Origin of the sequence: Paracidovorax anthurii (assembly GCF_003269065.1) — a bacterium.
Classification (GTDB): domain Bacteria; phylum Pseudomonadota; class Gammaproteobacteria; order Burkholderiales; family Burkholderiaceae_C; genus Paracidovorax; species Paracidovorax anthurii.
On record NZ_QLTA01000067.1, the window covers coordinates 1 to 24,700 of the forward strand.

Here is a 24,700-nt window from a genome sequence, read left to right on the forward strand (position 1 = left end):
TCCAGCTTGATCGGTTTGGTGCTGCGCCGAACGCTGCGCAGCAGCGGCTCGATCTCGGCAAACTTCTCTCTACTGATGTCGCTTGGGTATGGCTTTCTTTTCACCCCAGGATTGTCGGGGGAGATCGTAAACACGCTCTGAAAAAGCACGGGGCCGGCTGCGTGCGATGCACGGAGCCGGCCCCGGAAGGCGTCCGGGCGGGCGCCTGGACACGCGAAGACGCCGATTACTGCTTCACGGCCTCGATCTGCGCCACGATGCGCACGTTCTTGGGGACGCCGTACTGCACGGCGTAGTCCAGGCCGAACAGGGTGCGGTCGATGGTGGTCTCGAAGTCGCCGCCGCACACTTCGCGCTTGAGCATCGGGCTCTGGTAGCAGGCGAACTGGTTGGCCTTGAAGACGGCGGGGTGCGTCTGGCCCTTGAGGGTCAGGTTGCCGGCCACCGAGACGACCTTGTCGCCGTCAAAGGTGAACTTGTCGCCCACGAACTTGGCGGTGGGGTACTTGGCGGCGTCGAAGATGTCGGAGCCCAGCAGGTGCTTGTCGAAGGGCGGCGTGCCGGTGTTGATGGAGGCGATCTGGAAGGTGATGTCCACCTTGCCGGTCTTGGCGGTCTTGTCCAGCTCGATCGTGCCTTCCTTCTTGTCGAAGCGGCCGCGGTTCACGCTCGCGCCGAAGTGGCTGATCTCGAACGTGGCGAAGGTATGGGTCGGCTCCACGGTGTACGTGGCGGGCTGGGCCTGGGCGGTGCCGGCGGCGATCAGGGTGGCCGCGGCGGCCAGGGCGAAGAGGGATTTACGCATGTCGATATCTCCGGTTGAAAAGGAAGGAACGCGTTCTTGGAACGTGTTCACGATCTCGCAGGGGTCGTGAGCACGTTCTTACAGCTTGCCCACGCCGGTGAGCGCGAGCTTGAACTTGACCTGCACTTCGTCGGCCACCATGGAGGTGTCGGCCCACTCGTTCTCGCCGATCTTGAAGGCGAGGCGCTTGATGGCGAAGCTGCCGGTGGCGACGGTGGTGGCGCCGCTCTGCGTGAGCGTGACGGGCACGGTGACGTCCTGCGACGCGCCCTTGATGCTGAGCTTGCCGGCCACGTCGAACTTGCCCGCGCCCGTCGCCTTGATGGCGGTGGACTGGAAGACGGCCTGCGGGAACTTGGGCACGTTGAACCACGTGGCCTTGGGCATCTCGGCGTCGGATTCCTTCACGCCCAGCGTGGCGCTGCCGGTGTCCACCGTGATGGTGACCTTGCTGGTGGCAAGCTTGGCGGGGTCGAACGCCACCTGGGCATCGAACTTCTTGAACCGGCCCTCGACGGGCACGCCCATCTGCTTGCTCACGAAAGTGATCTCGCTCTGCTCGGGCACGAGCTTTTGCTGGGCGAAGGCGGGCAGGCCCGCCAGCAGGGCGGTGGAGGCGAGCGCCGCGGCGGCGAGGGTCGTCGAAAACTTCATGGGTTGCTCCGTTCGGATCGATCGAGGAAAACAGGGAGGGATCAGGGACAGGGGCGGGCGGCCGCGCGCCGCGTTCAGCCCCGGCCGGGCAGCATGCGGGCGATGAGGCCGTCGCGGTCGATGATCTGGTGCTTGAGCGCGGCGGCCACGTGCAGCACGACGAGGGCGGCCAGCGCATAGGCGGTGATCTCGTGCCAGGGCTTGATGGCCTCGGCCAGCTCGGGGCTCACGGGCACGAAGCTCGGCAGCGGCAGGATGCCCAGGAAGACGACGGGAAAGCCCGCCGCCGAGCTGTAGGCCCAGCCCACCAGCGGCACGATGAAGAAGAGCGCATACAGCAGGTGGTGCGTGCCGTGGTGCGCGATCCGCTGCCAGCGCGGCATGGCGGCCTGCACGGCGTCGGGCAGCTCCGGCGGGCGGTGGGTGAGGCGCCAGAGCAGCCGCAGCGCGGAGAGCGCCAGGATGGCGACCCCGGCCCATTTGTGCCAGTTGTAGAACTTGAGCCGCAGGGGCGAGAACGGCAGGCTCGTCATGTAGAGCCCCAGCGCGAAGATGGCCACCAGGGCCAGTCCGAGGACCCAGTGCAGGGCGATGGCGGTGGCGCCGTAGCGGGCCGGTCGGGACGAGGTCATGGGGCGAGGGGCGTTTCTGGGGTTCTCGGATGCGAGTTGCTGCGACGCAGCAAAGGTGTTGCGCCGCAGTCTAGAGCGCCAATCTTGCGCGAAGTTTCAATGAAATTGATGCAGTGATTCAATTTTTATGAATTCGACGGGAGCGCCACCGAGGGGCGGCGGCCCCCGGCCCCGGCCGGCCGACCGCGCCGCGCGGCCCCGCAGGAGAGGCGCCGGCGGCCCGAGTGTGTATCGTGTGCCACCCGCGCGGCCCGCCCGGGGCCCATGCCGTGCCCCGGCGCGCAGGCCGCCCATTCCAGACGACCCACGATCAGGCATTCGATTCATGAGACTTCAGGAGATTCTTTATTCGCAGGGATTCGGCACGCGGCGCGTCTGCGCCGGCCTCATCCAGCGGGGGCTGGTGCAGCTCCGGGATGCCCGCAACCCCGCGGAGCCCCTCCCCTGCACGGACACCGGCCAGGAGCTGGACCCCGACGACCTGACGATCTACGTGCAGGGCACCGAATGGCGCTGCCACAGCCGCGCCTACGTGATGATGCACAAGCCCGCGGGCACGGAGTGCTCGCAGAAGCCCTCCGCCCACCCCAGCATCTACACGCTGCTGCCCGACCCGCTGCGCGCCCGGCCGGGCACGGGCAGCATGCTGGGCGTGCAGGCCATCGGGCGCCTGGACCAGGACACCACGGGGCTCTTGCTGCTGAGCGACGACGGGCACTTCATCCACCGCATGAGCTCGCCCAAGAAGAGCGTGCCCAAGGTGTACCGCGTGCATGCCAAGCACGGGATAACGCCGCAGCAGATCGCGCGGCTGCTCGAAGGCGTGGCCCTGAACGACGATCCGGCCCCGGTGCGGGCGGCGGCCTGCACCCTGATCGACGAGCAGCTCATGGACCTCACCCTGACGGAAGGCAAGTACCACCAGGTGAAGAGGATGGTCGCCGCCGTGGGCAACCGCGTGGAAGCCCTGCACCGGGTGAGCATCGGCGGGCTGGTGCTGCCCGACGACCTCGCGCCGGGCCAGTGGCGGTGGCTCTCGGCGGAAGACCTGGCGAAGCTGTCTCCCGCCTGAACCTCCCCCGGAGGGGCGATCACTCCGCCGCGCCGATCCGCGCCAGGCTCGCACCCGCCGCCTGGTAGCTGCCCACCGCCACCAGCGCCCCGATGCGTCCCGCGCGCGGCGCGGTGACCTGCATCTCCATCTTCATCGCCTCCATGACGGCGATCAGCTCGCCCTCGGCCACGGTGTCGCCCTCGGCCACCTTCCAGGCCTGCACGGTGCCGGCGACGGGCGCTGGCACGGCGCCGTCCTCCGCCGCCCCGCCCGCTGGCGCGCCCGGGGCCGGCGGCTGCGCGCCGCCCGCAGCGGACTGCCGCCCCTGCAGCAGCAGGGCCGGCAGGCCCAGCGACACCCGGCGGCCGTCGATCTCGATGGCGGTGCGCACCAGCGCGGTGTCGGGCAGGGGCTCGGCGCGCGCGGCGGCGGCCAGGGTGCCGGCGAAGTCGGTCTCGATCCAGCGCGTGTGCACGCGCAGGGCCTCGCCGTTGGTGAAGTCCTCGTGCTCCATCACCGCGCGGTGGAAGGGCAGCACCGAGGCCACGCCGCCGATGCGGAACTCGCGCAGCGCGCGGCGCGCGCGGGCGATGGCCTGTTCGCGCGTGGCACCGGAGACGATGAGCTTGGCCATGAGCGAGTCGAAGGTGCCCGGCACGATGGAGCCGGCCTGCACGCCGGTGTCGATGCGCACGCCGGGGCCCGAGGGCGGCTCGAACGCGGTCACGCCGCCGGGCGTGGGCAGGAAGCCCCGGCCCACGTCCTCGGCGTTGATGCGGAATTCGATCGCGTGGCCCAGCGGCTCGGGCGTCCCGGTGATGCGCAGCGGCAGGCCCTCGGCGATGCGGAACTGCTCCACCACCAGGTCGATGCCGGTGGTCTGCTCGGTCACGGGGTGCTCCACCTGCAGGCGCGTGTTCACCTCCAGGAACGAGATGGCGCCCGAGCCCGAGAGCAGGAACTCCACCGTGCCGGCGTTGGTGTAGCCGGCGGCGGCGCAGATGTCGCGCGCGGCGGTGTGGATGCGCTCGCGCTGCCCGGGCGAGAGGAAGGGCGCGGGCGCCTCTTCCACCAGTTTCTGGTTGCGCCGCTGCAGCGAGCAGTCGCGCGTGCCCAGCACCACGACGTTGCCGTGCGTGTCGGCCAGCACCTGCGCCTCGATGTGGCGCGGGCGGTCGAGGAACTGCTCCACGAAGCACTCGCCGCGCCCGAAGGCGGCGGTGGCCTCGCGCACGGCGGAGGCGTAGAGGTCCTCCACCTCGTCCAGGCGCCACGCGATCTTCATGCCCCGGCCGCCGCCGCCGAAGGCGGCCTTGATGATGATGGGCAGGCCGTGCTGCTCGGCGAAGGCCAGCACCTCGGACACGTCCTTCACCGGGTCGGCCGTGCCCTGCACCAGCGGCGCGCCCACCTGCAGGGCGATCTTGCGCGCCTGCACCTTGTCGCCCAGGCGCTCGATGGCCTCGGGCGGTGGGCCGATCCAGGTCAGGCCCGCGCCGATGACGGCGCGCGCGAAGCCCGCGTTCTCGGAGAGGAAGCCGTAGCCCGGGTGCACGGCGTCGGCGCCGCTCTTGCGGGCCACGGCCAGCAGCTTGTCGATGTGCAGGTAGGTGTCGGCCGGGCGGTCGCCGCCCAGGCCGTGGGCCTCGTCGGCCATGCGCACGTGCAGCGCGTCGATGTCGGCATCGGCATAGACGGCGACGGAGCCGAGGCCGTGGTCGGCGCAGGCCCGGACGATGCGGACAGCGATCTCGCCACGGTTGGCGATCAGGACTTTCTTCATGGTGGATGGCTTTCGCGTACGGATCAAAAAATGTCAGGCCCCGGCGGGCCGCAGCGGCTCGAACCCGTGCAGCAGCCGAAAGCGCACCCAGGCGTTGACGGGGATCTGCCCCGCCCGGTCCAGGTGGTAGGGCGCGACGGCACCGATGACCGGATAGCCGCCCGTGAGCGGGTGGTCGGCCAGGAACAGCACGGGCTGGCCGCTCGGGGGCACCTGAAGGGCGCCGGCCACGGTGCCCTCGCTGGGCAGCTCGCCCGGCACGGCGCGCGCCAGGGGCACTTCGCCCGCGAGCCGCAGGCCCACGCGGTTGGACTGCGGCGTGACCTGCCAGCGCTGGGCCGCGAGGCGCTCCACGGACTCGGGCGTGAACCAGTCGGTGCGCGGGCCGGGCACGACGTCGAGCACCACCTCCTCGCCGGCCACGGGCAGGCCCTCGGGGGGCAGCTCCGGGGTGCCCACGACGGGCAGGCCGCGCGGTTCGCGCACCGCCAGCACGTCGCCGGTGGCGACGGCGGGCGGGCCCACGCGGGCCAGGGTGTCGGTGGAGCGGCTGCCCAGCACGGGCTCCACGGCGAAGCCGCCGCGCACGGCGACGTAGCTGCGCGTGCCGGCGCGCGGCTCGCCCACGGCCAGCTCGTCGCCGTCGGCCAGGGCCACGGGCGCATGGCGCGGCACGGTCCAGCGCGCGCCGCCGGCGGCGGTAACGGCGAGGGGCGCGTCCGCGCCGGTCACGGCCACCACGGTGTCGCCCTGGCTGCGCAGCCGCAGGCCGCCGTTGACGGTTTCCAGGCAGGCATCGCCGGAGGGGTTGCCCACCAGCCGGTTGGCGGCCTTGCAGGCGGCCTGGTCCATGGCGCCCGAGGCCGAGACGCCCTGCCCCGCGTACCCGTGGCGCCCCGAGTCCTGCAGCAGCGTCTGCAGGCCCGCCGAGACCACGCGCAGCGCCGGGCCGCTCGGGGGCTGCGTGGCGGCCTCAGGGAGGGCCAGCAGGGCGGGTTGGGTGATTTTTCGCCACCATGTCGGCGTGTCCGCTTCGTTGTTCGCTATTAAAAAAGTAGCAATGTCCACGAAGCGCACGCGGTGGCCAGGCTGCAGCAGGGCGGGCACCTCGCGCGCGATGTCCCACATCGCCAGGGGCGTGGTGCCGATGATCTGCCAGCCGCCGGGGCTGGCCTGGGGATAGACGCCGCTGAAGGTGCCCGCCAGGCCCACGGCGCCGGCCGGGATGCGGGTGCGCGGGGTGGCGCGGCGCGGCACGTCGAAGCACGGGTGGCCGCCCGTCAGGTAGGCGAAGCCCGGCGCGAAGCCCGTGAAGGCCACGGTGTATTCGCTGCCCGTGTGGCGGCGCACCACCTCCTCGGGCGTGATGCCCAGCCTCTGCGCCACCTCGGCGAGGTCCTCGCCGTCGTAATGCACGGGGATCTCGACGAGGGTGTCGCCGCGCCCGGCGCGCGCGCTCACGTCGCGGCGGGCGATGGCGCTCACCAGCGCGGCCATGCCGCACGCGGCGGGGCGGAAGCGGATCAGCAGCGTGCGCGCGGCCGGCACCATCTCCTCGATGCCGGGCAGGGGGTCGCGGCGCAGCGATTCCAGCAGCGCCAGGGTGGGGTCCAGGCCGTCCAGCTCGACGATCAGCGCATCCAGGCTGGCGGGAAGAAAACGCAGGGTCATGGGTGCAGGGTCTCCAGTCCGACCCGGGGCGCGGCCCCCACGAAGGACATGATGTTCACGCCGGCCGCCTCCAGGTGCGTGCGCACCTCGCGGGCGATGGCCACCGCGCCGGGGCTGTCGCCGTGCACGCAGATCGAGTCGGCCCCGATGCGCACCATGCTGCCGTCGATGGCCTCCACCACGCCGTCGGAGACCAGCCTCAGCATGCGCTCGGCGATCATCGGCGCATCATGCAGCACGGCACCCCGCTCGCGGCGCGAGACGAGCGCGCCGGAGGGCGTGTAGGCGCGGTCGGCGAAGGCCTCGGCCACCACGCGCAGGCCGGCGTCGCGCGCCCAGCCGATGAGCGGCGAGCCCGCCAGCGCCACCAGCACCAGGGCCGGGTCCACCGCCAGCAGAGCCTCGATCACGGCGTCGGCCTGCCGGCGGTCCTGGGCGATGGTGTTGTAGAGCGCGCCGTGCGGCTTCACGTAGCGCACCGCGCAGCCGGCCGCGTGCGCGAGCCCCTGCAGCGCGCCGATCTGGTAGATCACGTCGGCCGTCAGCTCGGCGCTCTCCACGTCCATGTTGCGGCGGCCGAAGCCCACCAGGTCGCGGTAGGCCACGTGCGCGCCCACCACCACGCCGCGCGCCCGGGCGCCGCGCAGCGTGTGCAGGATGCCCACCGAGTCGCCGGCATGGAAGCCGCAGGCCACGTTGGCGCTGCTCACGATGTCCAGCATGGCGGCGTCGTCGCCCATGCGCCATGCGCCGAGGCTCTCGCCCAGGTCGCTGTTCAGGTCTATTTGCATTGCTTTGTCCTCCGGGGCCGCGCGGGCCCCTGTGCGATCGCGGGATGGGCCTTCAGCGGAACATCAGGAAGTTCAGCAGGAACACGTTGGCGGCGAGCAGCAGCAGCGCGGTGGGCACCTGCGCGCGGATCACGGCGTTCTTGTCGGGCAGCTCCAGCAGCGCGGCGGGCACGATGTTGAAGTTGGCCGCCATGGGCGTGAGCAGCGTGCCGCAGTAGCCCGAGAGCATGCCGATGGCCGCCATCACGGCCGGGTCGCCGTGGTAGACGCCCACCAGGATCGGCACGCCCACGCCGCCCGTCATCACCGGGAAGGCCGCGAAGCCGTTGCCCATGATGATGGTGAAGAGCGCCATGCCCACCACGTAGACGGCCACGGCCACGAAGCGCAGGTCCATGTTGATGTAGGTGGTGGTCACGTGCGCCACGGCCTTGCCCACGCCGGAGTCGGAGAACACCAGGCCCAGCATGCCCAGCATCTGCGGCAGCACCAGGGCCCAGCCCAGCGCATCGGTGAGGCGGCGCGATTCGCGGATGCCCTGCGCGGGCGTCTCGCGCGTCAGCCAGCAGGCCAGGGCCAGCGACAGCACGCAGCCCACCCCCAGGCTCACCAGCGTGGTGTTCTTGGGGTCGAGCAGCGGCGCGCCGGCCAGGGACAGGTGCTTGGCCGACAGCGTGCCGACCATGGTCACCAGCGGGATGGCCAGCGCCGGGATGAAGAGCCTGTGGCCCAGCCGCCTGGCGCTGAGCGCGTAGTCGGCCGCGCTGCGCGGCGTGTGCCGGCCCGCGCCCACGCCGCCGAAGCCGGCGATCAGCGCCATGGCCACGGCGCCCACGCCCACCCAGAGGGGCGGCAGCAGGTCGCCGATGAGGAAGACCAGCGCGTAGAGCGCCCAGAACAGCGCGCTCGAATAGCGCTTGGGGTGCGTGCGGTCGGCGAGCGTCATCGCCGCGGTGATCGCCAGGATGGCGCCCACCAGGAGGTAGAGGTGCTGGATCGTGAGCGTCATGGTCAGGCTCCCTGCGTGGAGGAAGAAGAAGAGGCGGCGCGGCCCTCGGCGGCCAGCTCGCGCTCCAGGGCGCGGTCGAGGCGGCGCAGGCGCCAGGCGTGGATCGCGAAGGCGCAGCAGGCGGTGGGAATGCCCCACAGCGCCACGTGCAGCGGCTCGACCTCGATGCCGGCCTCGCGCAGGAAGGTGGTCATGAGCACGATGGCGCCGAAGGCCACGAAGATGTCCTCGCCGAAGAACAGGCCCACGTTGTCGGTGGCGGCGGAGAAGGCGCGCAGCTTGTGGCGCACGCGGTCGGGCAGCGGGCCGTGGCGCGCCTCGGTGGCGCCCTCGGCCATGGGGGCGATCAGCGGGCGCACCATCTGCGGGTGGCCGCCCAGGCTGGTCAGGCCGATGGCCGCCGTGAGCTGGCGCGCGGCCAGGTAGACGATCAGCAGCCGGCCGGCCGTGGCCGAGCGGATGCCGCCGATCCAGTTCTGCGCGTGCTGGCGCAGGCCGTGGCGCTCCAGCAGCCCGATCACCGCGAGCGGCAGCAGGATGATGAGCGGCAGGTTGCGCGTCTTGATGAAGCCCGTGCCGATGGTCGCCAGGATCTTGTCGATCGGAAACCCGGCCGCGAAGGCCGTGGCGATGGCCGTGACGATCACGACCAGCATGGGGTTAAAGCGCAGGACGAACCCCGCGATGATGATGGCCACCCCGATGAGCGGCCACAGGTTGACGGTGTTGAGCATATGGTTCCTTGGGTGCTGATGACCTCGCCCCCGCCAGGCGCCGCGCGCACCGCACACCGCGATGCGCCACGGCCCCCGCCGAAGCATTCCCGTGCCGCCGGCCCGCCGGACGGGCTGACGGCAACGCGAGACCGGCACGCAATTTCCATGCCAATCGATGAACAAACAAAGTCATATTGACCCTGTTTAAAAAACACTTTGTTGAACAATTAATGCACCACTAATGCACAATTTTCATCAACTTGTCTCACGATTGTTGAATTTTGCCCAACGATAGTGCGCCGCATGATTCGCGTAAACCCTTGGTTTCCGCCGCATTCCACAGGGCGCGCCGCGGGGTGCGGGGGGCCGCCCGCCGGCCTGGGCGCAGGGCGGCCCGCCCCCGGCGCGCGGGGGGTGGCGGGGGAAATCTGCTACAAAACGCGCTTTTCCCGGCGCCGCGTCCGTACCGAGCGGCCACGGCCCGCCCCACCCTTTCGTCCCTTTCGCCCACCCGGCGCCCAGGCATGCCACCCGCCCTCCCCTCCAACGCCCAGACGCTCAACGAGCGCATCGCCGAGCTGATCCGCCAGAAAATCGTCAAGGGGGAGTTCTCTCCGGGCCAGCGCCTGTCGGAGGCGGCCCTGAGCGAGAGCCTGCAGATCTCGCGCAACACCCTGCGCGAGGTGTTCCGCATGCTCACGCAGGAGGGGCTCATCAAGCACGAGCCCAACCGGGGCGTGTCGGTGGCCGTGCCGAGCATCGCGTCCATCATCGACATCTACCGCGTGCGCCGGCTCATCGAATGCCAGGCGCTGGCGCAGGCCTATCCGCGCCACCCGGCCAAGAAGCACCTGGGCGAGGCCGTGGCCCAGGCGCTGCGCTGCCGCGACGCGGGCGACTGGCAGGGCGTGGGCACGGCCAACATGGAGTTCCACATGGCCGTGGTCGAGCTGGCCGACAGCGAGCGGCTCAACACCATGTTCTCGCACATCCTGGCCGAGCTGCGGCTCGCGTTCGGGCTGCTCAACGACCCGGAATTCCTGCACGCGCCCTACGTGGACATGAACGTGCGGATCGTCGAGCTGTTCGAGGCCGGCAAGCTCCAGGAGGCCTCGGCCACGCTCAACGAATACCTCGTGCACTCCGAGCGCATCGTGCTGGCCGTGTACGCGCGCCGCATCTCCGACGCGGGCCTGGACCGCTGACCCGGACACCCGCGCGGGGCCGGGCTTCCACGGGCCTCGCGCCCCGCCCCGCGCGCTACACTGCAGCCGGGGTTTCCGCCCCGCCCCTCCACCTCTTGCGCACGACCGCCGCCACCCATGAGCACGCCCGATAAAACCGCCGCCGTCTACGGCACCGAAGACCTGCTGATCAGCCTGTGCAACTCCGTCACCCGCGTGCTGAGCGTGGCCACGCAGACGCAGCTGCACTACTCCGGCATGGTGCAGCGCATCAGCAAGACCTGCCTGCGGCCCGACATCGGCTGCTTCGTGCTCTTCGACGGCGGCTTCTCGGGGCTGGTCATCATCAACCTCTCCAAAGAGGCAGCGATGGAGATCTACCAGACCTACCTGCTGAGCATGGGCATGTCGCAGGAGGACCTGGCCACCTCCTACACCTCCGACGAGGTGGCCAACGTGATGGGCGAGCTGATGAACCAGGTGGTGGGCGACTTCACCGGCAAGGTGCGCCGCGAGCTGCAGACGCACATCACGCAGAACCAGCCCAAGATGCTGGTGCTGAACAAGCAGGTGATGCTGAGCGTGGACGCCAACCTCGACCAGCCCGAAGCCCGCCGCGTGACCTTCTACACGGCCAAGAACCACATCTTCTACCTGGAACTGGCCATCGACCACACCCAGTTCATCAAGCTCTACGAATTCGAGCCCCAGGAAGCCCCCGACCCCGACGCCCTCCTCGCCCAGGCCGGCAAGGGCGCGCCCCCGGCCTCGGCCCCGGCGGCGGGCGGCTCCGACAGCGATACCGACGACCTGCTCAAGTCGCTGGGCATGTGAGCGGGCGCGGGAATCGCCGCGCTCCTGAAAAGATAGCTGAAAGCCCAATAAACACGGCGACATCCGGCCTGAAATGCCCGGCAGGGGTGGCTCGGCTCCACCCCTGCGGCTCCCGCCCCTACCTGCCGGCCTGCCCTATCCCCCGAACTGCGGATGCGCCTGCCGGATGCGCGCCATGGCGATGCCCGCGGCGGCGGTGCGGGTTTCCACGCCCAGCTTCACGTACACGCGCTCCAGGTGCTTCTTCACCGTGGCGGGGCTCGCGCCCAGGATGTCGCCGATGTCGCGGTTGGTCTTGCCCTGGGCCAGCCAGTAGAGCACCTCGGCCTCGCGCGCCGTGAGCCGCAGGCCCTGCGCCAGGGTCTCGACCACGGCCGCGCCGGAGACCTCGCGCATGACGATCAGCCAGTCGCCGCCGCCCTCGCTGTCGCCCGTCTGCTGGTGCAGGCTGAAGGACAGGCTCCGCGCGCCCTGCTCCACCTGCAGGCGGGGCGGCTCGATCCGCCGCGCCGCCATGTCGGGCACGTGCGGCAGTTGCTCGCGCAGCCAGCCGATCACGGCGGCCGGCGCCAGCACGGCGGGCGGCGCGGCGGCCTCGCCCGCGCCGAAATAGTTGCGCAGCAGCTCGCGCGCAAGCGGGGTCTGCCACATCAGCCGCCCGTCGCTCGCGCGCACGGTGATGCTCGCGTAGCCGAAGGCGTCCAGCGCATTGCGCGCCTGGCCGGCCTGGCTCTGGGCCTGCCGCGCGCGGCGCGCGCCCTGCAGGTGCACGTTCATGCGCGCCAGCACCTCGCGCGGCTTGATGGGCTTGGTCACGTAGTCCACCGCGCCGGCGGCCAGCGCGGCCTCCAGGTGCTCGGTCTCGGTGAGGCCGGTCATGAAGACGATGGGGATGTGCGCCGTGGCCGGCAGGGCCTTGAGGCGCCGCGCCACCTCGAAGCCGTCCATGCCGGGCATCATCGCGTCGAGCAGCACCACGTCGGGCAGGGCCTGGGCGGCGCGCGCCAGCGCGCTCTCGCCGCTGGTGGCCACGAGCACGGTGTAGCCGGCCTCGTCGAGCGCGTCGTGCAGCAGGGCGAGGTTGTCGGGCACGTCGTCCACGACGAGCACGACGTCGGAGTGCGCGCGGTCGAGCGGCATGGCCGCCGGGGGGGTATCGGTCGGGGTCGGGGTCATGGTCTTTGCTCCGCTTCCAGCAGGCGCGCGAGGGCTTCGAACCGGAACGCCCGCGCCAGCGCGCGCGCCTCGCCCACCCAGGCGGCGCTGGCAGGCCGCGCGGCCTCGATGGCGTCGAGCTGCCGCAGCACGCCGCGGTAGTAGCCCAGCTCCACGGCCTGCGCCAGCGGGGCCAGCAGGTCCGCGCCGGGCCGGCCGGCATCGGCACCGTGCGCGTGGCCACGGGGCGGGTGCGGCGCGGCGGCGCCGTCCTCCGGCGCGCCCCGCAAGGGCACGGGGGCCGCCTCCCCGGTCCATTCCAGCCCCAGGCGGCGCTCCAGCCAGTCGAGCAGCTCGCTGTGGCGCACGGGCTTGACGAAGAAATCCTCGGGGCGGATGCCGGCGTCGTTCTCCAGCCCCTTGTCGAAGGCATTGGCCGAGACCACGGCCATGGGCGTCGCCGCGTGGCCGGCCGCGCGCAGCCGGCGCAGGGTCTCCCAGCCGTCGATGCCGGGCATGGCGAGGTCCATGAACACCGCGTCGGGCCGCAGGCCGGCCGCGACGAGGTCCAGCGCGTCGTGCCCGCTGGCCGCCGTGCGCAGCGCGAAGCCCAGGGGTTCGAGCACCTCCACCAGCAGCTCGCGGTCGGCCTCTTCGTTGTCCACCACCAGCAGCGTGCGGCGCGCGCCCGCGTAGCCGCGCCGCGCGGGCCGGGGCGCGGCGCCGACCTCCCCGCCCGCCGCGCCCGGGTGCAGCGCGGGCAGGAAGAGCCGCACGCGGAACAGCGCGCCCGCCCCGGGCGTGCTGCACACCTCCAGGTCGCCGCCCATGAGGCCGGTGAGCATCTTGGCGATGGTGAGGCCCAGGCCCGCGCCGGGCGCGCCGCCCGCGTGGCTGGCCGCGCCGCGCGCGAAGGGCTCGAAGATGCTCGCGCGCTCGGCCTCGGTGAGGCCCGGGCCGCTGTCCTCCACCTCGATCACCGCCAGCTCGCGCGCATGGCGCACGCCCAGGCGCACGTGGCCGGTGGCGGTGAACTTGACGGCGTTGCCCAGCAGGTTGATGAGGATCTGGCGCACGCGCTGCTCGTCGGCGCGCACCCATTCGGGCAGCACGCCCTGCACGTCGGCCTTAAAGCCGAGCCCCTTGGCGCGGGCCTGCGGCTCGAACATGTCGCACAGCTCGCGCACCAGATCGGCGAAGCGCATCGGCCGCGCCTGCAGCGTGAGCTTGCCGCTCTCGATGCGCGCGATGTCCAGCGTGCCCTCGATGAGCGAGAGCAGGTGCTCGCCGCCGCGCCGGATCACGCGCACGGCCTGCTGGCGGTGCGGCGGCACCGAGGCATCCTCGCCCATGAGCTGCGCATAGCCCAGGATGCTGTTGAGCGGCGTGCGCAGCTCGTGGCTGATGGCGCTGATGTAGCGGCTCTTGGCCTGGTTGGCCTGCTCGGCCAGGGCCCGCGCATGCTCGGCCTGCGCGCGCGCGTCCTCGGCCACCTGCCGCGCCTCCTGCAGCGCCTCGTCGGTCTGGCGGTGCAGGTGGATCTCGCGCTGCAGCAGGTGCGTCTGGCGGTTGGATTCCTCCTGCGCCACCTTGCGGCTGGTGTGCGCGAGCACCAGCCACCACGCGACGATGCCCGAGATGACCAGCAGCGCCAGATAGGCCTTGAGCAGCCCGGACCGCAGCGCCGCCGCGCCCGCGCCCGAGGGCGAGAGGGCCTGCAGCTCCTGCCGGTAGAACAGGCCGAACACCGCCGCCAGCAGCGGCGCGATCACCAGCATCAGCAGCAGGAAATGCCCCAGCCCCGAGTCCAGCAGCCGCCAGGCGCCGCGCGGCAGCAGCCAGCGCAGCGCGGCCGCCCACTGCACGGCCAGGTGCGCGTGGGGCTTGCACATGTCGCCGCAGCGCGCGTCCAGCGTGCAGCACAGCGAGCAGATCGCGCCGCGGTAGGCGGGGCAGTGGGCCATGTCGGGCGCCTCGTACTCGCGCTCGCAGATTACGCAGCGCAGCATGGCGGGCGGGGCATCGGCCTGGCAGCCCGCGCAGCCCCCGCCCCCGCCACAGGGCGCGGGCTCCGGCCCCGACCGGGCGAGGTAGTAGCGCCCGCGCGTGGCCCAGGCGATGAGCGGCGCGGCCGCGAACGCCGTCACCATCGCGATCACCGCCGAGAACGCCTGCGCCAGCGGCCCGAACAGCCCCAGGTGCGCGCCGATGGACAGCAGCGAGGCCAGCGCCATCGCGCCCACGCCCACGGGGTTGATGTCGTAGAGGTGCGCGCGCTTGAACTCGATGCCGCGCGGCGACAGGCCCAGCGGCTTGTTCACCACCAGATCGGCCACCACGGCCATCATCCAGGCGATGGCGATGTTGGAGTAGAGCCCCAGCACCTGCCCCAGCGCGGTGAACACGTTCATCTCCATCAGCATGAAGGCGATGAGCGTGTTGAACACCACCCACACCACGCGCCCCGGGTGGCTGTGCGTGAGGCGCGAGAAGAAATTGCTCCACGCGAGCGAGCCCGCGTAGGCATTGGTCACGTTGATCTTGATCTGCGACACCACCACGAAGAGGGCCGTGGCCGCCACCGCCCAGCCATAGTGCGGGAACACGTATTCATAGGCCGCGAGGTACATCTGGTTCGGGTCCACCGCGCGCTCGGCCGGCACCATGTGGGTGATCGCCAGATAGGCCAGCAGCGCCCCGCCCAGCATCTTCAGCACCCCCAGCACCACCCAGCCCGGCCCGCCCACGAGCACCCCCAGCCGCCAGCCCCAGCGGCGCCCCGCAGCGGGCGGCGGCATGAAGCGCAGGTAGTCGGCCTGCTCCCCCATCTGGGTGATGAGCGCGATGCCCACGGTGAGCGCGGCACCAAAGAGGGGCAGGCTGAACCCGGCGCCCGCGCCCGACTCCCCGCCGTAGTGCACCACCCCCGCGAACGCACCAGGATCGCGCAGCCACACGAACACGAAGGGCACCACCAGCATCACCAGCCACAGCGGCTGCGTCCACACCTGCAGCCGGCCGATGGCCGAAACCCCGTGCGTGACCAGCGGGATCACCACCAGCGCGCAGACCAGGTAGCCCCAGCGCGGCGGGATGTCGAGCGCCAGCTCCAGCGCATAGGCCATGACGGCGGCCTCCAGCGCGAAGAAGATGAAGGTGAAGGTGGCGTAGATCAGCGAGGTGACCGTGGAGCCGATGTAGCCGAAGCCCGCGCCGCGCGTGAGCAGGTCCATGTCCACCCCGTGCCGCGCGGCATACACGCTGATCGGCCAGCCCGCCAGGAAGATGATGAGCCCCGTCGCCACGATGGCCCAGAAGGCGTTGGCCCAGCCGTACTGCACCAGCAGCGTGGCGCCCACCGCTTCCAGCACCAGGAACGAGGCCGCGCCGAACGCCGTGTTGGCCACGCGGAACGGCGACCAGCGCCGGAAGCGCCGCGGCGTGTAGCGCAGCGCGTAGTCCTCCATGGTCTCGGTGGCCACCCAGCTGTTGTAGTCGCGGCGCACCTTCACCACCTGCTGCGGCACGGCGGCGAGGTGGTCTGCGGCGGGCGAAGGGGCGTGGGCGGGCGGCATGGCGGCCCTGGCCGGGGTGCAGGTTCCATGCCACGGCGGCCCGACCGCGCCCTGCGCCGGACGGCGTATGGACGGGCATGGGCTTTGCTGACTACCATGCGGCCTTCTCCCCCTTCGCCCGCCCGCCGCGCCATGGAACTCACCCCCCGCGAAAAAGACAAGCTCCTCCTCTTCACCGCCGCCCTGCTCGCCGAGCGGCGCCGGGCGCGCGGGCTCAAGCTGAACTACCCCGAATCCGTGGCCCTCATCAGCGCGGCCGTGATGGAGGGCGCGCGCGACGGCAAGACCGTGGCCCAGCTCATGAGCGAGGGCCGCGCGGTGCTCACGCGGGACGACGTGATGGAGGGCGTGCCCGAGATGATCCCCGACATCCAGGTCGAGGCCACCTTCCCCGACGGCACCAAGCTCGTGACCGTGCACCAGCCCATCGTGTGAGCCCCTCACACGCCAATCCTGAGCAAAACCCCGTCCACGTCGCCGTGAAATCTACATTCTTTGCTATGAAAACAGAAGCAAAACACCTCTCCGCCGCAGCCGCCGTGCTGCTCGCCCTGGCCCCCGCACTGGCATTCGCCCACGTGGGCGACGGCACGGCCCACGGACACGCGGGCTTCCTGCAGGGCTTCACCCACCCGTTCACGGGGCTGGACCACCTGGCCGCCATGCTGGCCGTGGGCGTGTGGAGCGCGCTGGCCGTGCGGCCCGTCTGGCTCGCGCCCGCCGCCTTCGTGGCGCTGCTGGCCGTGGGCGCCGTGGCCGGCTTCGCGGGGCTGGCCGTGCCGGGGGTGGAGCCCATGATCGCGGCATCGCTGCTCGCCGTGGGCCTGCTGGTCGTCTGGCGGCGCGCGCTGCCGGTGGCGCTGGCGGCGGCCATCGCGGGCGCGTTCGCCTTCTTCCACGGCGCGGCGCACGGCCAGGAGCTGGGCGGCGGCGGCCAGTGGCTGGCCCTCGCCGGCATGGTGGCGGCCACGGCCCTGCTGCACGGCGCGGGGATCGCGCTCGGCCGGGTGGTGCTGCAGCGCCACCGCGCGCTCTCGCTCGTGGCGGGCGGCGGCACGGCCCTGCTGGGCGCCGTGATGCTCGCGCGCATGGCCTGACGGCGAAGGGAGCGATCCGTGTCCATGATCCCCGGCGAACTCCTCATCGACGACGGCGACCACCCGCTCAACGTGGGCCGCCGCACGCTCGCGCTGGTCGTGCGCAACACCGCCGACCGCCCCATCCAGGTGGGCTCGCACTACCACTTCGCGGAAACCAACGGCGCGCTCGACTTCGACCGCGCCGCCGCGCGCGGCATGCGGCTGAACATCGCGAGCGGCACCGCCGTGCGCTTCGAGCCCGGCCAGCAGCGCACCGTGGAGCTGGTCGATCTGGCGGGCGACCGCGTGGTGTACGGCTTCCGCGCGCTCACCCAGGGCCCGCTGGGCGCGCCGGGCGCCCCGGCGGAAGGCGCCGCCGCATGACGGCGCTCTTCGCCACCGCCTTCGTGCTGGGCCTGGCCTTCAACGCGGCGCCCGGCGCGGTGTTCGCCGAAACCGTGCGCCAGGGGCTGCGCGGCGGCTTCCGCCCCGCGCTGGCCGTGCAGGTCGGCTCGCTCGTGGGCGATGCCACCTGGGCCGTGCTGGGGCTGGCGGGCATCGGCCTGGCCCTGCAGGTGGAGGCGCTGCGCTGGCCAGTAGGCCTCGCGGGCGCGGCCTACCTGGCCTGGCTCTCCGCCGAGAGCTGGCGCGCCGCGCGCGTCGAGCACGCGCTGGACACCGCCGCGCCCGCCGACTCCCGGCGGCGCGCGCTGCGCAGCGGCATGCTGCTGTCGCTCACCAACCCGCAGAACCTGGCCTACTGGGCCGCCATGGGCAGCGCCCTGGGCGCCCTGGGGCTCGCGCAGCCCACGCCCGCCGACTACGCGGTGTTCTTCGCCGGCTTCATGGCCTCGTCCATCCTCTGGTGCTTCGTCTGCGCCGCCGTGGTCGATCGCCTGCTGCGCCGCGCCGGCGCGCGCTGGGCGCGCTTCACCTACCGCCTCTGCGCCGCCCTGCTGCTGGCGCTGGCCCTGGGCACGCTGCGCGACCTGCTGCAGGGGCCGGCCCCGAAGCCGCCGCCGTCCGCGGCCGCCATGCCGGCGGCCCCGCTGGACTGACACCCGCCTTTTTTCCCCATCCATTGCCCGAGAGCCGGAGAACCCCGCCCATGGCCACAGTTTCCAGACGCGCCTATGCCGAGATGTTCGGCCCCACCGTGGGCGACCGCGTGCGGCTGGCCGACACCGGCCTCATCGCCGAGGTCGAGCAGGACTACACCCTGCGCGCCGGCGCCTACGGCGAAGAGGTGAAGTTCGGCGGCGGCAAGACCATCCGCGACGGCATGGCGCAGAGCCAGCGCACGCGCCTCGAAGGCGCCGTGGACACGGTGCTCACCAACGCCCTCGTCATCGACCACTGGGGCATCGTGAAGGCCGACATCGGCCTGAAGGACGGCCGCATCGCCGCCATCGGCAAGGCCGGCAACCCCGACACGCAGCCGGGCGTTCAAATCGTCATCGGCCCCGGCACCGAGATCATCAGCTGCGAGGGCCACATCGTCACTGCCGGCGGCATCGACAGCCACATCCACTTCATCTGCCCGCAGCAGATCGAGGAGGCCCTGGCCTCGGGCATCACCACCATGCTGGGCGGCGGCACCGGCCCGGCCACCGGCACCCTGGCCACCACCTGCACGCCCGGGCCCTGGCACATCGAGCGCATGCTGCAGGCGGCCGATGCCTTCCCGATGAACCTCGGCTTCCTCGGCAAGGGCAACGCCAGCCTGCCGGCCGCGCTGCACGAGCAGATCGAGGCCGGCGTGATCGGCCTCAAACTGCACGAGGACTGGGGCACCACGCCCTCGGCCATCGGCAACTGCCTGGACGTGGCCGACGCCACCGACACGCAGGTGGCCATCCACTCCGACACGCTCAACGAGAGCGGCTTCGTCGAAAACACCATCGCCGCCGTGGCGGGCCGGGGCATCTGCGCCTTCCACACCGAGGGCGCGGGCGGCGGCCATGCGCCCGACATCCTGCGCGTGGTGGGCGAGGACAACTTCCTGCCCTCCTCCACCAACCCCACCATGCCCTACACGCGCAACACGCTCGACGAGCACGTGGACATGCTCATGGTATGCCACCACCTCGACGCGGCCATCGCCGAAGACCTCGCCTTCGCCGAGAGCCGCATCCGCAAGGAAACCATCGCGGCCGAGGACATCCTGCACGACCTGGGCGCCATCAGCATGATGAGCAGCGACAGCCAGGCCATGGGCCGCGTGGGCGAGGTCATCATCCGCACCTGGCAGACGGCCGACAAGATGAAGCAGCAGCGCGGCCCCCTGCCGGAAGACAGCGCGCGCAACGACAACCGGCGCATCCTGCGCTACGTGGCCAAATACACCATCAACCCCGCCATCGCCCACGGCATCAGCCACGACGTGGGCAGCATCGAGGTGGGCAAGTGGGCCGACATCGTGGTCTGGAAGCCGGCCTTCTTCGGCGTCAAGCCCGCGCTGGTGCTCAAGGGCGGCTGCATCGCCCTCGCCGCCATGGGCGACCCCAACGCCTCCATCCCCACGCCCCAGCCCGTGCACTACCGGCCCATGTTCGGCGCCTTCGGCGGCGCGGCGGCGCGCGCGTCGCTCACCTTCGTCTCGCAGGCGGCGCTCGCCGCCGGCGTGGGCGAGCGCTTCGGCCTCGCCAAGACGCTCAGCGCCGTGCGCGGCATCCGCGGCGTGCGCAAGCAGCACATGGTGCACAACGCCTACACCCCGCGCATGGAGATCGACGCGCAGACCTACACCGTGCGCGCCGACGGGCAATTGCTCACCTGCGAGCCCGCCACGCGGCTGCCCATGGCGCAGCGCTACTTCCTCTTCTGATCCGATGGACCATCCACCCCGCACGGCGGCGGCCCTGCGCATCCGCCTGGACGACCTCGGCGACCCGCGCATCGCCGCCTTCCTCCAGGAGCACCTGGCCGACATGCGCCGCATCTCGCCGCCCGAGAGCGTGCATGCGCTCGACCTGGACGGCCTGCGCCGCCCGGAGATCCGCTTCTGGAGCGCCTGGCTGGACACGCCGGCCGGCGAGAGCCTGGCCGGCACCGCCGCGCTCAAGCGGCTGGACGCGGGCCATGCGGAACTCAAGTCGATGCGCACGGCCGCCAGCCTGCGCGGCCAGGGCATCGCGGCCCGCATGCTGGCCCACGTCCTGGCCGAGGCCCGGGGCGGAGGCCACACGCGCATCAGCCTGGAAACGGGCAGCCAGCCCTTCTTCGCGCCGGCCCGCGCGCTCTATGCGCGGCACGGCTTCGAGGATTGCGCGCCGTTCGGCGGCTACAAGATCGATCCGGCCAGCCATTTCATGACACGCGCCCTCTGACTGATGCCCTCCGGCCGGTCCCCCCGACGCCACAGGCCGGACAATGGCGCCTTCGCCGCCCAGAACCCCGACATGCTGACCGCCAACAAACTCATCCCCCAGGGCCACGGCCTTGCCCCCGTGCTCCTGAAGCGTGCCGCCACCGTCGAACTCGACTGGGACGTGCGCCAGAAAAGCCGCTTCGCCGCCACCGACTCCACGGGGCGCGAACTGGGCGTCTTCCTGCCCCGCGGCACCGTGGTGCGCGGCGGCGACGTGCTCGTGGCCGAGGACGGCAGCATGGTCCGCGTGGTCGCCGCGCCCCAGCCCGTGCTGCGCATCACGCACTGCGGCCACCACGGCACGCCCTTCGACCTCACGCGCGCCGCCTACCACCTGGGCAACCGCCACGTGCCCATCGAACTCACGCCCGCCTACCTGCAGATCGAGCCCGACCACGTGCTGGCCGACATGCTGCGCGCCATGCACCTCATCGTGAACGAGCAGCAGGCCCCCTTCGAGCCCGAGGGCGGCGCCTACGCGGCGGCGGGGCATGGCCACGGGCACGGACATCGCCACGACCACGGCGACCACGCGCACGATCACACCCACGATCACGCCCATCCCCACCACCACTGAGGGCGCGATGGCGCACGACGCACCTCCCGCCCTGCCCGCCGCCAGCCTGCTGCAGCTCATCTGGCTGGCCTCGCCCGCGCTGCCCGTGGGCGGCTTCTCGTACTCCGAGGGGCTGGAGATCGCCGTCGAACGCGCGGGCGTCACCACCGAGGCGGCGGCGGCGGACTGGCTGCTGGAGCAACTGCACATCGCCCAGGCGCGCGGCGACCTCGCCATCGTCCACCAGGCCCTGGCCGCCTGGCGCGCGGGCGATGCCGCGCGCGTGCGCGCCCTCAACGACTGGGTGCTGCACACCCGCGAGACCAGCGAGCTGCGGCTGCAGACCGAGCAGATGGGCCGCTCCCTCGCCGACTGGCTGCGCAACCAGCGCGCCGGCGACCCCGACGCCCTGCGCGACGTGGCCTGCCTCGCCGCCCTGCCTCCCACCTACCCCGTGGCCTTCGCGCTCGCCGCCGCGCGCACCCAGGCCCGCGCCGAAGACGTGCTGCTCGCCTGCGCCTTCGGCTGGGCCGAGAACATGGTCCAGGCCGCCCTCAAGGCCGTGCCTCTGGGCCAGAACGCGGGCCAGCGCATCCTCGCGCGGCTCGCCGCCGCCATCCCCGGCGCCGCAGCCCATGCCATGCAATTGAGCGACGGCGACCGCCAGGCCTTCTCCCCCATGCTGGCCGTGCTCTCGGCCCAGCACGAAACCCAGTACTCCCGACTCTTCCGATCATGAACACGACCACCGCGCTGCACCACATCCCGAACCGCACCAAGCCCCTGCCCCCGCTGCGCGTGGGCATCGGCGGCCCCGTCGGCTCCGGCAAGACCACCATCCTGGAGATGCTCTGCAAGGCTATGCGCGAGAAATACGACCTCGTCGCCATCACCAACGACATCTACACCAAGGAAGACCAGCGCCTGCTCACCGTCAGCGGCGCCCTGCCCGCCGAGCGCATCATGGGCGTGGAAACCGGCGGCTGCCCCCACACCGCCATCCGCGAGGACTGCTCCATCAACCTCGAAGCCATCGACCGCATGCTGGCCCAGTACCCGGATGCCGACGTGGTCTTCGTGGAGAGCGGCGGCGACAACCTCGCCGCCACCTTCAGCCCCGAGCTGAGCGACCTCACCCTCTACGTGATCGACGTCGCCGCCGGCGAGAAAATCCCCCGCAAGGGCGGCCCCGGCATCACCAAGAGCGACCTCTTCGTCATCAACAAGACCGACCTGGCACCGCACGTCGGCGCCAACCTCGACGTCATGGAATCCGACACCCGCCGCATGCGCGGCGACAAGCCCTTCGTGATGACCAACCTGAAAACCCTGCAGGGCCTGCCCGAGGTCGTGGCCTTCATCGAGCGCAAGGGCCTGCTCCAGCCGGCACCGGCCCGCTGAAGGGCCCCGCGGCATCGTAGCCAGGAGGTCACCGCGCCGGTACGCCGCCTCCACCTTGTTGCTGACCGTATATGGGCCAGCGCCATTTCCGCGACCTCGTTCGGGTAGTCGGTCTGCTCCGCGCACCAGTCGCGGAACATGGATCGGAACCCATGGGGTACCGCCTCCAGCTTCCATCGGCGCAGTACCGCTGACAGCGGCACCCGATGGGCCTTGCTGGCCTTCATGCGTTCGGCGGGGATCGTCCACACCCGCGCAGCCAGATCGACCTCTTCCCAGGTGGCGCCGCGAACTTCTCCGGAGCGGGCTGCCGTCAGGATCAGGAACAGCAGGGCCTTGCCACCCATCCCTTCCTGGGTCTGCAACTGCTCCATGAATGGTGGCAACTGCACATAGGGCAGCGCCTGAAAATGCGTGGTCTTGGTCACCTTGCCCGGCGCAGGCAGCAGCTTGTCGAGTAGCCCCTTCCAGCGCGCAGGATTGGAGTCGGTACGGTAGCCCCGTGCAATGGCCCAGTCGATGATCGATTCGATTCGATGCGACCGCGCAAGCGAGTGGCCGTCTCTGTCTTGCTGGCCCAGATCGGCTCAAGCACCTTGCGCACCATCGCCAGGGTGACCTTGCCCCTGAAAACCGTAGTGCGTAGCCCGATCATCAAGCGGCAGATTTACGCTGCGCCGCCAACCAGCGTTGCTCGAACTGCATGGGACTGAGATAGCCCAGCGCCGAATGTAGCCGCGAGTGGTTGTAGAAGGCGATCCAATCCATGATCGCCTGGCGTGCCTGCTCGCGCGTGGCAAACCGTTGACCATGGACGCAGGCCGTCTTCAGCCGCCCTCACAAGCTCTCCATGGGAGCGTTGTCCCAGCAATTGCCCTTGCGCGACATCGAACTGCGCATGCCCCAGGCGGCCAGCGTGCCCTAAAAGTCCTGGCTGCAATACTGGCTGCCCCTGTCGCTGTGAAAGATCAGACCGGCCGGCGGCCTGCGCCGAAAGCAAGCCATCTGCAGAGCATCCTTGACCAGCGCCGTCTGCATGTGCGCCTGCAGGCTCCAGCCCACCACCTGGCGGCTGTGCAGGTCCAGCACGGCCGCCAGATACAGCCAGCCTTCGTCGGTGGCGATGTACGTGATGTCGCCGCTCCACAGCGCATTGGGCGTAGCCGGCGTGAAGCGGCGCTGCACCAGGTCCGGAGCCACCGGCAAGCGATGCGCGCTGTCGGTGGTCACCACGAACTTGTGCTTGCCCTTGGCACGGATGCCATGGCGCTGCATCAATCGGCGCACCCGCTCCTTGCCCACCCGCAGGCCGCGGGCCCGCAGTTCGCGGTACATGCGGGGCCAGCCGTACTCTCCGCGCAGTTGCCTGTGGATCGCTCGGATGTGGGCCAACAAAGCTTCATCGCTGTGCAGCCTGCGCCGGCCTTCTTCACTGCTGCGTGTCGATGCATTCCAGTGGTAGTACCCGCTGGCACTGACCTGCAGGGCCTCGCACATCAGCACGATCGGCCAGCGTCCCTTCATCGATTGAATCCAGGCGTACCTTGCAGCACGTCCTGCGCAAAGTACGCCGCGGCTTTTTTTGCTATGTCGCGCTCCATCGTCAGCCTGGCCACCTGCGCCCTCAACCGCGCAATCTCCGCCTGCTCGGGCGTGATCGCTGGCGCTGCTGTCTTGCCTTCGGGCACTGCAGTCACCTGGCACCTGGCCTCGGCCCTGACCCAGTTCGTCAAGCTCGCCTTGGGCATGCCCAACGTTGCAGCCACGACCGACGCAGAGCGCCCGGCCTTCACCTGTCGCACTGCCTCCTGCTTGAACTCCTGCGTGTACTTCGCTCTCGTTTGCTTCTCGTTCAATTCATGCTCCCGTCCCGGCATTCTCCGGGCTTGGGGGAACCTCTTACAACCTGTGCTGAGCATCGATGTGGATGCGGACGGTCAGATGCCCGTCCTTTTGAATCCGTGATGAGGCCCTGCTGGCGGGCGGCAGCCCGTACCTCGGGGCCTCGCAGCCCCTGATGGCTCAGGCTTTTGCCATTTGCGGGCGCACCTGTGCCTTGATGGTCGCAGGCTTGAAGAACGCATCCACCCCCCGCTCTAGGAATGAAGCCAGGCGCTTCATGTTGTAGCAGGCCGCCATCATCGTCATGGCCGCCGTGGCACGCGCCTGCCCGATCGTGCGCACGAACTTGCCCCCCAGGTGGCGGATGCCGGCGAACACATGTTCGACCTTGGCCCGCTTCTTGGCAATGCGCCGGTTGCGCTTGTTCTGGCACTCGCTCAAGGGCTTGCCCGGGCGCGCACGGCGCTGCATCGCGTCCACCAAGCCCAGCACTTGCAGCATCTGCTGCCTCTGGCGGCTCGGGTAGGCCTTGTCCGCATGCACCGCCCGCCCGGTGTTGTGCATGTCCAGCACCTCATCGAAGTGGTGC

23 protein-coding genes and 3 pseudogenes are annotated in these 24,700 nt (G+C 71.0%); 12 read left to right on the forward strand and 14 right to left on the reverse strand.

What is annotated here, in order from left to right:
- The 4 genes and pseudogenes from AX018_RS22050 to AX018_RS22065 form a co-directional block, all read right to left on the reverse strand.
- Nucleotides 1-104, reverse strand: a pseudogene (locus tag AX018_RS22050) (IS5/IS1182 family transposase); the annotation flags it as partial.
- Nucleotides 105-226: 122 nt separating this feature from the next.
- A complete protein-coding gene (locus tag AX018_RS22055) occupies nt 227-805 on the reverse strand; it encodes a YceI family protein (protein WP_111881926.1) in 579 nt (192 codons plus the stop codon).
- Between the two features lie 78 nt (nt 806-883).
- The gene (locus AX018_RS22060) at nt 884-1,459 is read right to left on the reverse strand and encodes a YceI family protein (protein ID WP_111881928.1); all 576 of its coding nucleotides are present in this window, start codon (nt 1,457-1,459) and stop codon (nt 884-886) included.
- A gap of 74 nt (nt 1,460-1,533) precedes the next feature.
- Nucleotides 1,534-2,091, reverse strand: a complete 558-nt coding sequence (locus AX018_RS22065) for a cytochrome b (RefSeq protein WP_111881930.1) — start codon at nt 2,089-2,091, stop codon at nt 1,534-1,536.
- Nucleotides 2,092-2,416: 325 nt separating this feature from the next.
- Here AX018_RS22065 and AX018_RS22070 point away from each other — a divergent pair, with 325 nt between their 5' ends.
- Nucleotides 2,417-3,163 (forward strand): 16S rRNA pseudouridine(516) synthase, encoded by a 747-nt coding sequence (locus AX018_RS22070; protein WP_111881933.1) that lies wholly within the window; start codon nt 2,417-2,419, stop codon nt 3,161-3,163.
- A 19-nt stretch (nt 3,164-3,182) separates the two neighbouring features.
- On the opposite strand, the gene AX018_RS22075 is transcribed toward AX018_RS22070, so the two are convergent.
- Genes AX018_RS22075 through AX018_RS22095 form a run of 5 tightly spaced genes read right to left on the reverse strand, consistent with a single transcriptional unit; the run spans nt 3,183 to nt 9,133 of the window.
- Nucleotides 3,183-4,928 carry an acetyl/propionyl/methylcrotonyl-CoA carboxylase subunit alpha gene (locus tag AX018_RS22075; RefSeq protein WP_111881936.1) on the reverse strand — a complete coding sequence of 582 codons (1,746 nt, stop codon included), beginning with the start codon at nt 4,926-4,928 and terminating at the stop codon, nt 3,183-3,185.
- Nucleotides 4,929-4,961: 33 nt separating this feature from the next.
- Nucleotides 4,962-6,593: a 5-oxoprolinase subunit B/C family protein gene (locus AX018_RS22080; RefSeq protein WP_111881977.1), complete on the reverse strand. Its 1,632-nt coding sequence runs from the start codon at nt 6,591-6,593 to the stop codon at nt 4,962-4,964.
- 2 nt (nt 6,594-6,595) lie between these two features.
- Nucleotides 6,596-7,390 carry a LamB/YcsF family protein gene (locus AX018_RS22085; protein WP_111881939.1) on the reverse strand — a complete coding sequence of 265 codons (795 nt, stop codon included), beginning with the start codon at nt 7,388-7,390 and terminating at the stop codon, nt 6,596-6,598.
- Between the two features lie 52 nt (nt 7,391-7,442).
- On the reverse strand, nt 7,443-8,399 hold the full coding sequence (locus AX018_RS22090; protein WP_111881942.1) for a DUF979 domain-containing protein: 957 nt from the start codon (nt 8,397-8,399) through the stop codon (nt 7,443-7,445).
- Between the two features lie 2 nt (nt 8,400-8,401).
- Nucleotides 8,402-9,133: a DUF969 domain-containing protein gene (locus AX018_RS22095; protein ID WP_111881945.1), complete on the reverse strand. Its 732-nt coding sequence runs from the start codon at nt 9,131-9,133 to the stop codon at nt 8,402-8,404.
- 506 nt (nt 9,134-9,639) lie between these two features.
- Between AX018_RS22095 and AX018_RS22100 the strand changes: the two genes are divergently transcribed.
- On the forward strand, nt 9,640-10,320 hold the full coding sequence (locus AX018_RS22100) for a GntR family transcriptional regulator (protein WP_111881947.1): 681 nt from the start codon (nt 9,640-9,642) through the stop codon (nt 10,318-10,320).
- Nucleotides 10,321-10,437: 117 nt separating this feature from the next.
- Nucleotides 10,438-11,133, forward strand: coding sequence for a DUF3334 family protein (locus tag AX018_RS22105; RefSeq protein WP_111881950.1), 696 nt, complete (start codon nt 10,438-10,440; stop codon nt 11,131-11,133).
- A gap of 135 nt (nt 11,134-11,268) precedes the next feature.
- Here the strand turns inward: AX018_RS22105 and AX018_RS22110 are convergent, their stop codons facing one another.
- On the reverse strand, nt 11,269-12,309 hold the full coding sequence (locus AX018_RS22110) for a response regulator transcription factor (RefSeq protein ID WP_111881953.1): 1,041 nt from the start codon (nt 12,307-12,309) through the stop codon (nt 11,269-11,271).
- Entirely contained in the window at nt 12,306-15,863 is a 3,558-nt protein-coding gene (locus AX018_RS22115; RefSeq protein WP_111881956.1) for an ATP-binding protein, read from the reverse strand. The genes AX018_RS22110 and AX018_RS22115 overlap by 4 nt, the downstream gene beginning before the upstream one ends.
- A 132-nt stretch (nt 15,864-15,995) precedes the next feature.
- Here AX018_RS22115 and AX018_RS22120 point away from each other — a divergent pair, with 132 nt between their 5' ends.
- The 9 genes from AX018_RS22120 (at nt 15,996) to ureG (ending at nt 22,269) form a co-directional block, all read left to right on the forward strand.
- Nucleotides 15,996-16,298 (forward strand): urease subunit gamma, encoded by a 303-nt coding sequence (locus AX018_RS22120; RefSeq protein ID WP_111881959.1) that lies wholly within the window; start codon nt 15,996-15,998, stop codon nt 16,296-16,298.
- Nucleotides 16,299-16,363: 65 nt separating this feature from the next.
- Complete coding sequence (locus tag AX018_RS22125) at nt 16,364-16,960, forward strand: HupE/UreJ family protein (RefSeq protein ID WP_111881961.1); 597 nt, start codon at nt 16,364-16,366, stop codon at nt 16,958-16,960.
- Between the two features lie 24 nt (nt 16,961-16,984).
- On the forward strand, nt 16,985-17,326 hold the full coding sequence (locus tag AX018_RS22130) for an urease subunit beta (protein WP_111881964.1): 342 nt from the start codon (nt 16,985-16,987) through the stop codon (nt 17,324-17,326).
- Nucleotides 17,323-18,000, forward strand: a complete 678-nt coding sequence (locus AX018_RS22135; RefSeq protein ID WP_111881966.1) for a LysE family transporter — start codon at nt 17,323-17,325, stop codon at nt 17,998-18,000. The genes AX018_RS22130 and AX018_RS22135 overlap by 4 nt, the downstream gene beginning before the upstream one ends.
- A 50-nt stretch (nt 18,001-18,050) precedes the next feature.
- A complete protein-coding gene (gene ureC / locus AX018_RS22140; protein ID WP_111881969.1) occupies nt 18,051-19,769 on the forward strand; it encodes an urease subunit alpha in 1,719 nt (572 codons plus the stop codon).
- A 4-nt stretch (nt 19,770-19,773) separates the two neighbouring features.
- A complete protein-coding gene (locus tag AX018_RS22145; RefSeq protein WP_111881972.1) occupies nt 19,774-20,271 on the forward strand; it encodes a GNAT family N-acetyltransferase in 498 nt (165 codons plus the stop codon).
- A gap of 72 nt (nt 20,272-20,343) precedes the next feature.
- Complete coding sequence (gene ureE / locus AX018_RS22150) at nt 20,344-20,889, forward strand: urease accessory protein UreE (RefSeq protein WP_111881980.1); 546 nt, start codon at nt 20,344-20,346, stop codon at nt 20,887-20,889.
- Nucleotides 20,890-20,896: 7 nt separating this feature from the next.
- Nucleotides 20,897-21,607, forward strand: coding sequence for an urease accessory protein UreF (locus AX018_RS22155; protein WP_111881982.1), 711 nt, complete (start codon nt 20,897-20,899; stop codon nt 21,605-21,607).
- Nucleotides 21,604-22,269 (forward strand): urease accessory protein UreG, encoded by a 666-nt coding sequence (gene ureG, locus AX018_RS22160; protein WP_111881974.1) that lies wholly within the window; start codon nt 21,604-21,606, stop codon nt 22,267-22,269. Before AX018_RS22155 ends, ureG begins: the two co-directional genes overlap by 4 nt.
- 21 nt (nt 22,270-22,290) lie before the next feature.
- Here the strand turns inward: ureG and AX018_RS22165 are convergent.
- The 3 genes and pseudogenes from AX018_RS22165 to AX018_RS22175 form a co-directional block, all read right to left on the reverse strand.
- Nucleotides 22,291-22,888: pseudogene (locus AX018_RS22165) on the reverse strand (tyrosine-type recombinase/integrase); the annotation flags it as partial.
- A 35-nt stretch (nt 22,889-22,923) separates the two neighbouring features.
- A pseudogene (locus AX018_RS22170) lies at nt 22,924-24,125 on the reverse strand (IS3 family transposase).
- Between the two features lie 166 nt (nt 24,126-24,291).
- The coding region (locus AX018_RS22175) for a transposase (RefSeq protein ID WP_146749401.1) at nt 24,292-24,700 on the reverse strand (409 nt) is incomplete at its 5' end.